Source organism: Pseudoalteromonas obscura, from assembly GCF_030135505.1.
In the GTDB taxonomy this organism is placed as follows: domain Bacteria; phylum Pseudomonadota; class Gammaproteobacteria; order Enterobacterales; family Alteromonadaceae; genus Pseudoalteromonas; species Pseudoalteromonas obscura.
In genome coordinates, this window is record NZ_JASJUT010000018.1 from 83,775 (window position 1) to 91,921 (window position 8,147).

At 42.6% G+C, this 8,147-nt stretch carries 10 protein-coding genes; 9 read left to right on the top strand and 1 reads right to left on the bottom strand.

Annotated elements, in window-relative coordinates; all coding sequences use genetic code 11:
- From QNM18_RS25905 to QNM18_RS25945, 9 genes are all read left to right on the top strand, one after another.
- Positions 1-735 (top strand): RNA polymerase sigma factor FliA, encoded by a 735-nt coding sequence (locus QNM18_RS25905; RefSeq protein WP_023401817.1) that lies wholly within the window; start codon positions 1-3, stop codon positions 733-735.
- A gap of 47 nt (positions 736-782) precedes the next feature.
- A complete protein-coding gene (gene cheY, locus QNM18_RS25910; protein ID WP_010364893.1) occupies positions 783-1,166 on the top strand; it encodes a chemotaxis response regulator CheY in 384 nt (127 codons plus the stop codon).
- 20 nt (positions 1,167-1,186) lie between these two features.
- The gene (locus tag QNM18_RS25915; protein WP_023401819.1) at positions 1,187-1,954 is read left to right on the top strand and encodes a protein phosphatase CheZ; all 768 of its coding nucleotides are present in this window, start codon (positions 1,187-1,189) and stop codon (positions 1,952-1,954) included.
- Between the two features lie 15 nt (positions 1,955-1,969).
- On the top strand, positions 1,970-4,228 hold the full coding sequence (locus QNM18_RS25920; RefSeq protein WP_284138829.1) for a chemotaxis protein CheA: 2,259 nt from the start codon (positions 1,970-1,972) through the stop codon (positions 4,226-4,228).
- Between the two features lie 84 nt (positions 4,229-4,312).
- A complete protein-coding gene (locus QNM18_RS25925; RefSeq protein ID WP_211010443.1) occupies positions 4,313-5,458 on the top strand; it encodes a protein-glutamate methylesterase/protein-glutamine glutaminase in 1,146 nt (381 codons plus the stop codon).
- 59 nt (positions 5,459-5,517) lie between these two features.
- Positions 5,518-6,303: a ParA family protein gene (locus QNM18_RS25930; protein WP_023401822.1), complete on the top strand. Its 786-nt coding sequence runs from the start codon at positions 5,518-5,520 to the stop codon at positions 6,301-6,303.
- Positions 6,296-7,081 (top strand): chemotaxis protein CheW, encoded by a 786-nt coding sequence (locus QNM18_RS25935; protein ID WP_211010444.1) that lies wholly within the window; start codon positions 6,296-6,298, stop codon positions 7,079-7,081. Before QNM18_RS25930 ends, QNM18_RS25935 begins: the two co-directional genes overlap by 8 nt.
- Positions 7,082-7,105: 24 nt before the next feature.
- Positions 7,106-7,603, top strand: coding sequence for a chemotaxis protein CheW (locus QNM18_RS25940; protein ID WP_023401824.1), 498 nt, complete (start codon positions 7,106-7,108; stop codon positions 7,601-7,603).
- Positions 7,604-8,041 carry a DUF2802 domain-containing protein gene (locus tag QNM18_RS25945; RefSeq protein ID WP_417714870.1) on the top strand — a complete coding sequence of 146 codons (438 nt, stop codon included), beginning with the start codon at positions 7,604-7,606 and terminating at the stop codon, positions 8,039-8,041.
- A gap of 21 nt (positions 8,042-8,062) precedes the next feature.
- Here the strand turns inward: QNM18_RS25945 and QNM18_RS25950 are convergent.
- A partial coding sequence (locus tag QNM18_RS25950) for an integrase core domain-containing protein (protein WP_284138616.1) occupies positions 8,063-8,147 on the bottom strand: 85 nt, incomplete at its 5' end.

An 8,147-nucleotide genomic window follows, 5' to 3' on the forward strand; every position in this document is an offset into this window, starting at 1 on the left:
ATGGCTACACCGGTCAATCGAATGGCGGGATATCAAACAGCAGATCATCTGAATAAGGTGGTTGAGCGTCATACACCTTTAGTCAAAAAAGTTGCTTGTCATTTGCTCGCGAGACTACCCGCGAGCGTTCAACTCGATGACCTAATTCAATCTGGCATGATTGGTTTAATTGAAGCGACAAAGAATTTTGATGCAAGTAAAGGGGCTAGCTTCGAAACCTTTGCAGGGATTCGCATTCGCGGCGCAATGTTAGATGAAATACGCCGTGGAGACTGGGCACCACGCTCAGTTCATAAAAATAGCCGTATGGTGGCAGAGGCTATTTCTGAGCTGGAAACAGCCTTAGGCCGAGAGCCTAAAGATACTGAAATCGCTGAAAAACTTGATATTCCCTTAGATGAGTACCATCATATTTTACATGACGTAAATGCAAGTAAAATTATTGGCATTGAAGACTTGGGTGTCGATCAAGATGTAATTTCACCTGCAGGCAGTGATTTAGCGCTAGACAAACCATTCAATAACGTTAAGAATGAGCGCTTTAATGAATCGTTAGTAGAAGCAATTAAAACATTACCTGAGCGAGATGCGATGGTTTTGTCTTTGTACTATAACGATGAAATGAATTTAAAAGAGATTGGCCAGATCCTTGATGTGAGCGAGTCTCGAGTGAGTCAGATTCATGGTCAGGCAATGATTAAACTCAGAGCCAAGATAAATGACTGGATCAATTAGAGTACATTTTATTATTTATTTAGGTTCAAACCTCACCGGAGGAAGTTTTGGATAAGAACATGAAAATTCTCGTGGTTGATGATTTCTCTACAATGAGAAGAATAATCAAAAACCTTTTGAGAGACTTAGGCTTTACAAATGTTCAAGAGGCAGATGATGGCAGCACTGCGCTTCCAATGTTGCAAAATCAAGAATTTGACTTTGTTGTTACCGATTGGAACATGCCAGGCATGCAAGGTATCGATCTGCTAAGAGCGATAAGAGCCGATGATAGCCTTAAGCACATTCCAGTGCTGATGGTAACTGCAGAAGCTAAAAAAGAACAAATTGTTGCAGCAGCTCAAGCTGGTGTAAATGGTTATATCGTCAAGCCGTTTACAGCTGGAACATTGAAAACTAAGTTAGAAAAAGTCTTTGAACGCTTAGGCTAGTTACTAGTAAGGATAGGCTTATGTCAGAATCCTCTGCGCCACAAATAACATTAGAGCAAGCAAAGCAACTTGTTGAGTTTCTTGAAAATGGTGAACAAGAAAAAGCTGATCAAATTTTAATTGAAGCGACTAATAAAGAACAATCTGAATTATTTGCTGAAGTCGGAAAATTGACACGCCAATTACACGAATCGTTGAAAAACTTCGAGTTAGATACGCGTTTATCAGACTTAACAACTGAAGCCTTACCAGATGCAAAACAACGTTTAAATTATGTCATGGAAATGACAGAAAACGCGGCTAATAAAACAATGGACGCGGTGGAAGCGAGTTTGCCGCTTGCTCAACAGTTGGCAGATGAGCTTTCTGAAATAAAGCCTACCTGGGATAGGTTAATGAGTCGTGATATACAATTAGGGGAGTTTAAATCCCTGTGTCACGACTTAAATGACTTTATGCAATCTTCACAAGGCCGTACCGATGAGCTACAAACCTTGATGACAAATGTCTTGATGGCGCAAGATTATCAAGATTTGACTGGTCAAGTTATTCGCCGAGTCATTGAACTTGTCAGAGAGGTTGAAGACAGTTTAATTCATTTATTAACTGTATTTGGCACGTCAGAAGTGGGTCAACTTAGCACGGCTCAACAACCACAAGAAGTAGTTGAAACCACCACTGATGAACTATCAGGTCCAGAAGGACCTATCATTGACGCTGAAGAACGAGACGATGTCGTGTCTGGTCAGGATGAAGTTGATGATTTGTTATCTAGTTTGGGTTTCTAATAGGAGAGTATAATAATGAGCTTTGAAGTCGATGAAGATATCTTACAAGACTTTCTTGTTGAAGCTGGAGAAATACTCGAACTGTTATCTGAGCAACTCGTTGAATTAGAAAACAACCCAGATGACAAAGATTTACTAAATGCAATTTTTAGAGGGTTCCACACAGTTAAAGGTGGTGCTGGCTTTCTAGGCATGAATGAGCTGGTTGATGCTTGTCATGGTGCTGAGAATGTTTTCGATGTACTGAGACAAGGTCAACGTTCAGTCAACCCAGAATTAATGGATGTGATCTTGCAGTCACTGGATACAATTAACGATATGTTTGCTTGTATTCAAAACCGCGAGCAACCAGAGCCAGCTGACCAGACGTTACTTGACGTCTTGCACAAGCTTAGCCAACCAGAATCTGCTGACGAAGAACCAGTTGCACTGACTCCAGAACCAGAGGCTGTTGTTGCACCGACGCCAGAAGCCCCTCCTGAACCTGAAGCTGACGTATTTTTCGATTTAGATGGCAGTAGTGAAGAAAGTAGCGAGCCAGCTAAGTCTGACAACATTGATGAAATAACAGAAGAAGAATTTGAAAGCCTGTTAGATGAGCTACATGGCTCTGGGAACGGCCCGTCGGCAGAAGAGCAAGCACCGGCCGCATCAGCGCCAGCTGCACCGCCAGCAAATGCAAATGATGGTGATATTACCGACGATGAATTCGATAGCTTATTAGATGAATTGCACGGTGTTGGCCAGTTTGGCTCTACGCCCAGTGAACCTGAGAAGCCAGCAGCTCCTGTTGCACCAGCAACGCCAGCTGCACCTGCGTCAGAATCGGCAGGTACGGATGAAGAAATAAACGATGATGAATTTGAAGCCTTATTAGACGAGCTACATGGCAAAGGTCAGGCGCCTAAAAATAAGGAAGATTCTTCAGCAAAATCGGATCCTGCACCGGCACCAAAAGTTGAACCTGCCCCGGCTCCAAAGCCTAAACCCCAGCCAGCTGCAAAAGTGGAAGCGCCAAAATCGGCTGCGAAACCAGCAGCAAAATCGGCACCAGCGCCTGCCAAAGCAGAGCCAAAAGGTGGAGCTGCGAAGAAGCCCGCAGCTCAGGCTGAGACGACAGTCCGTGTTGATACAAAGCGCTTAGACCAAATAATGAATATGGTCGGTGAGTTAGTATTGGTGCGCAACCGTTTAGTAAGCCTTGCTAATAACAGCAACAGCGAAGCAATGGGTAAAGCCATCTCAAATTTAGATGTGGTTACCGCAGATTTGCAAGGTGCTGTTATGAAAACGCGAATGCAGCCAATTAAGAAAGTATTTGGTCGCTTCCCCCGCGTTGTTAGGGACTTGGCGCGCAGCCTTAAAAAAGATATTAATCTGATCCTTGAGGGTGAAGATACAGATTTAGATAAAAACCTCGTAGAGGCACTAGCAGATCCATTGGTCCACCTAGTTAGAAACTCGGTTGACCACGGGATAGAAATGCCAGATGTCCGTGAAGCTGCTGGAAAAGTGCGTACAGGTACTGTGACCTTGTCAGCTTCACAAGAAGGTGATCATATCCTATTGACCATCAGAGATGATGGTGCAGGTATGGACCCTGAAAAACTGAAGAAAATAGCAATTAGTAAAGGCGTAATTGACTCTGATCAGGCAAGCAGATTGTCGGATACTGAGGCATATAACCTGATCTTTGCTCCTGGATTTTCGACTAAAGAACAAATATCTGACATCTCAGGCCGAGGTGTTGGAATGGATGTTGTAAAAACTAAAATTACCCAGCTTAATGGCCAAGTGAACATTCAGTCAGAGCTGGGAGTGGGCACTATATTAGAAATTAAAGTACCACTCACGCTTGCTATTTTACCGACATTAATGGTGATGGTTGGAGAGCAGACATTTGCCTTGCCATTGGCTGGGGTAAGTGAAATCTTCCACCTCGATTTAACTAAAACCAATGTAGTTGATGGGCAATTGACTATTATCGTGAGAGAAAAAGCGATACCACTCTTTTATCTTGAACATTGGTTAGTCAAAGGTACTGACATCAGTCAGAAGAAAGCTGAAGGCCACGTGGTGATAGTGCAAATCGGTACTAAGCAAGTTGGTTTTGTAGTTGATTCATTAATAGGTCAAGAGGAAGTGGTCATTAAACCACTTGATTCTCTACTACAAGGTACTCCAGGCATGGCAGGTGCGACCATCACATCAGATGGCGGAATTGCATTGATCTTGGATGTACCAAGTATGTTGAAGCATTACGCGGGCAAATAGCGTTTGACGCTTTTTGCTGTCACCGAATTAGTGGTGCCAAGGGCACCACTTTTCGGATCTGTAACATAAAAAAGAGCGATGCCAATGGCAGTAAAAGTATTAGTTGTTGATGACTCAAGTTTTTTTCGTCGTCGTGTAAGTGAAATACTGGAAAAAGATGCTGGTATTGAAGTCATTGATTTTGCAGTAAATGGTCAAGAAGCCGTTGAAAAAGCCAGTAAATTACGTCCTGACGTAATTACAATGGATGTTGAAATGCCTGTATTAGACGGTATCAGCGCCGTTAAAAAAATAATGCAAAGTAATCCGACGCCAATTTTAATGTTTTCGTCTTTAACGAGAGAAGGGGCCAGTGCCACTTTAGACGCGCTAGATGCTGGTGCGGTTGACTTTTTACCCAAAAAGTTTGAAGACATTGCTCGAAATAGTGAAGACGCTACACGTGCGTTACAGAGCAAAGTAAAAGAAATTGGTAGGAAGCGAGTAAGTCGATTTACTCGACCAATGACCTCGTCCAAACCAGCGACACCTGCTGCGAAGCCTGCGCCATCAAGTTTACGCTCTACATCGACAGTCGCTCAACCGGATAGAAGTTTTCAAAGAGCTACGCCAGAAGCAACACCACAAAGAAGTTTCAAGGCGTCGGGCAAGTCATATAAGGTCGTCGCTATTGGTACATCCACAGGTGGTCCGGTAGCTTTGCAAACAATATTAACTCAATTACCCGCTAACTTCCCCCATCCGATATTACTTATTCAGCATATGCCTGCGGCGTTTACACCAGCGTTTGCACAGCGATTAAATAGCTTGTGTAAGATTAAAGTGAAAGAAGCTGAGCAAGGTGACAAATTGATGCCGGGTGTTGCTTATCTCGCACCAGGTGGCAAACAAATGATGGTTGAATCAAGAGGCGGTAGTAAATCATTAAAAGTGTTTGAAGATGACAGCCCGAGAATTACCTATAAACCTTGTGTGGATGTGACTTTTGCGAGTACTGCAAAAGCATATTCTGGAGATGTATTGGCAATTGTTTTAACTGGTATGGGCGCAGATGGCAGAGATGGTTCTCGTATGCTCAAGCAAGTAGGTGCAACTATTTGGGCCCAAGATGAAAAGACATGTGTTGTTTATGGTATGCCACAAGCAGTTACCGCTGCTGGCTTATCGTCTGAAAGCTTGGCGTTGCAGGATGTAGCTTTACGTATCAATAAAGAGCTGGGGATCGCTTAGGGCATATTGAATTGTTAAAAACAGCTTTGCCATGAGTCACAAAGGAATAAAATAATAAAGTGAAAATTTGGACGGTAGCTAATCAAAAAGGTGGTGTGGGTAAAACAACCACAGCTGTGAGCTTGGGCGGTATTTTGGCCGCTGAAGGTAAGAGAGTATTATTGATTGATACGGATCCACATGCATCACTAACCTATTATTTTGGAATAGACTCTGAAGATCTAGAGGTGAGCGTATATGATATTTTTATACGCGGCTCTAATATGCAAAGCGAAGAAATTTTGCAAGCGCTGTGTCCTTCAACTGTTGAAAACCTAGATATTTTGCCGGCAACTATGGCCATTGCAACACTAGATAGAAGTATGGGAAACCGCTCAGGTATGGGGCTGATACTAAAAAAAGCCTTAGCGAAAATCAGTGAGTATTACGACTATGCTATTTTAGATTGCCCTCCAGTACTTGGTGTACTGATGGTTAATGCGTTGGCTGCAAGTGAGCGAATATTAATCCCAGTACAAACCGAGTTTTTAGCACTTAAAGGTCTCGATAGAATGATGCGAACAATGACATTAATGCAAAGTTCGCATTCTAAGCAATATCAATATACTATAGTTCCTACAATGTATGATAAGCGTACTAAAGCGTCGCTAGAAGCATACAAATCTTTGGTTGAGTCATATCGGGATAAAGTCTGGCCAGGTGTTATCCCAGTTGATACTAAATTCAGAGATGCTAGCTTGGCGCAAAAGGTTCCGGTACAATTCTGCCCAAAATCAAGGGGAGTATATGCGTATCGAGCTTTGCTTGAGCATATTGGTGAATTAGAAAGAGGTAAGAATGAGTAAGCACCTGTTTGCAAACGAACAAGTGATGAAACAATATCTTGGTGCTCTACTGCAAGAAGAGGAAGATCAGGATGTTGCACTTGCACCCGTTGCAAAGTTGCTTGAATCTGTCCCAGATGCTCAAAAGCAAGAGCAGCTACTCAAACAAGCCGAGGCAATAGAAGAACCGAAAGCAAAAGTTGAGCTGAAAGTTCAAACTCAGGAGGTTCCTGTAGAGGAAGTTCTACAAGAAACTCCTGTGAAGCCAACTCAAGAGCTTGAGATAACTGAAAATACAACTATTATCAAAGAACAAGCTCCCGCGCAAAGTGCTGCAAAGGAAGCTTTTATAGAAGGTGAATTTCAGGCTTTATTCTTTGAAGTGGCAGGGTTAACGTTAGCGGTTCCTTTACAGGCACTTGGTGGAATTCATCAGCTGACAGAGGTTAACCAGCTATTTGGTAAACCGAAGTGGTTTAAAGGCGTGATGTTAAACCGCGAAGAAAAGTTAAATGTTGTTGATACGGCGCGTTGGGTTATGCCTGAAAAGTATACCCCTGAGTTAGAATCTCAGCTTAACTATCAATATTTAATCATGCTAGGAGACAGCCCTTGGGGGTTATTAGCGGAAAAGCTAGTGAATAATATTACGCTCTCAGCAGATGATGTTAAGTGGCGAACAGCATGTGGCAAGCGTCCATGGCTTGCTGGTGTTATCAAAGAAAAAATGTGTGCGCTTATTGACGTAGAGAATTTAAATAGGTTGCTAGAACAAGGCCTCGATAGCCGAGAGCAGTAACTAGCATCAATCTGGAGTTTAATCATGAGCCAAGAAAGAATACTTTCTGCAGATAAAAATGCCGATAGTAATGATGAAGTCCTGCAGTGGGTGACATACAAACTAGAGGAAGAAACGTACGGTATCAATGTAATGCAAGTGCAAGAAGTGCTTCGTTACACTGAAATAGCCCCTGTTCCAGGCGCACCAAGTTATGTGTTAGGTATTATCAACTTACGTGGTAATGTTGTAACTGTTATAGATACGCGTGCCCGCTTTGGACTGATGAGCGCTGAAGTAACCGACAATTCTCGCATCGTTATTATTGAAGCTGAAAAGCAAGTAATTGGCATTTTAGTAGACAGTGTTGCTGAGGTTGTTTATTTACGCAGTTCAGAAATCGACAGCGCACCAAATATTGGCACTGAAGAAAGTGCTAAATTTATTCAAGGTGTTTCTAACCGTGAAGGTGAGCTACTGATTTTAGTCGATCTTAACAAACTACTCAGCGATGATGAGTGGGATGAGTTGAGTCATCTGTAGATTGTGGCGGCAGTAACATTAGATGACGTACTTATTGTACTTGTAATAGCGGCGAGCGTGATTAGCTTGCTGTGCTTGGGTTTGCTTTTTGTATTTAGTAAGCGTATATATCAAGCCCAGCAAAGTAATGCTAGATTGCTTAAACAAACACAAAATGATGCAGAACAAATTAGCATTTTAAGAAGTGAAATTGCTGAAGTTAGAGCAAGTGTACTAAGTATCGGAAAGCGTCTTGTCGCTAGTGAGAGTTTTGCCAAAGATTTGGCGCAGCAGCAAGCAGCGCAAAAATATGATGACCCAGACGCGAAAATATATTCTCGGGCCGTTAAAATGGTGGAACTTGGCGCAGATCTTGAGGAGATCATGAGGGAATGTGAGCTGCCAAGGGCTGAAGCTGAACTACTTATGTCTTTACATAATAAGTCTGACCCATCCTAGTATGGGTTGACACTTTTTATGTCAAAACGCTCGATGAATTTCATCGGGCGTTTTGTACTTTAAGGCTGTGTGTGGCCTTTTCTGATTATAGGTTTCAACAGACTGC

Excerpts from the sequence above, each read along its gene's own strand:
- QNM18_RS25935 (WP_211010444.1), top strand. The coding sequence starts at position 6,296 with ATGAGTAAGCACCTGTTTGCAAACGAACAAGTGATGAAACAATATCTT.
- QNM18_RS25925 (WP_211010443.1), top strand. The coding sequence starts at position 4,313 with ATGGCAGTAAAAGTATTAGTTGTTGATGACTCAAGTTTTTTTCGTCGT.
- QNM18_RS25905 (WP_023401817.1), top strand. The coding sequence starts at position 1 with ATGGCTACACCGGTCAATCGAATGGCGGGATATCAAACAGCAGATCAT.
- QNM18_RS25920 (WP_284138829.1), top strand. The coding sequence starts at position 1,970 with ATGAGCTTTGAAGTCGATGAAGATATCTTACAAGACTTTCTTGTTGAA.
- QNM18_RS25940 (WP_023401824.1), top strand. The coding sequence starts at position 7,106 with ATGAGCCAAGAAAGAATACTTTCTGCAGATAAAAATGCCGATAGTAAT.
- QNM18_RS25915 (WP_023401819.1), top strand. The coding sequence starts at position 1,187 with ATGTCAGAATCCTCTGCGCCACAAATAACATTAGAGCAAGCAAAGCAA.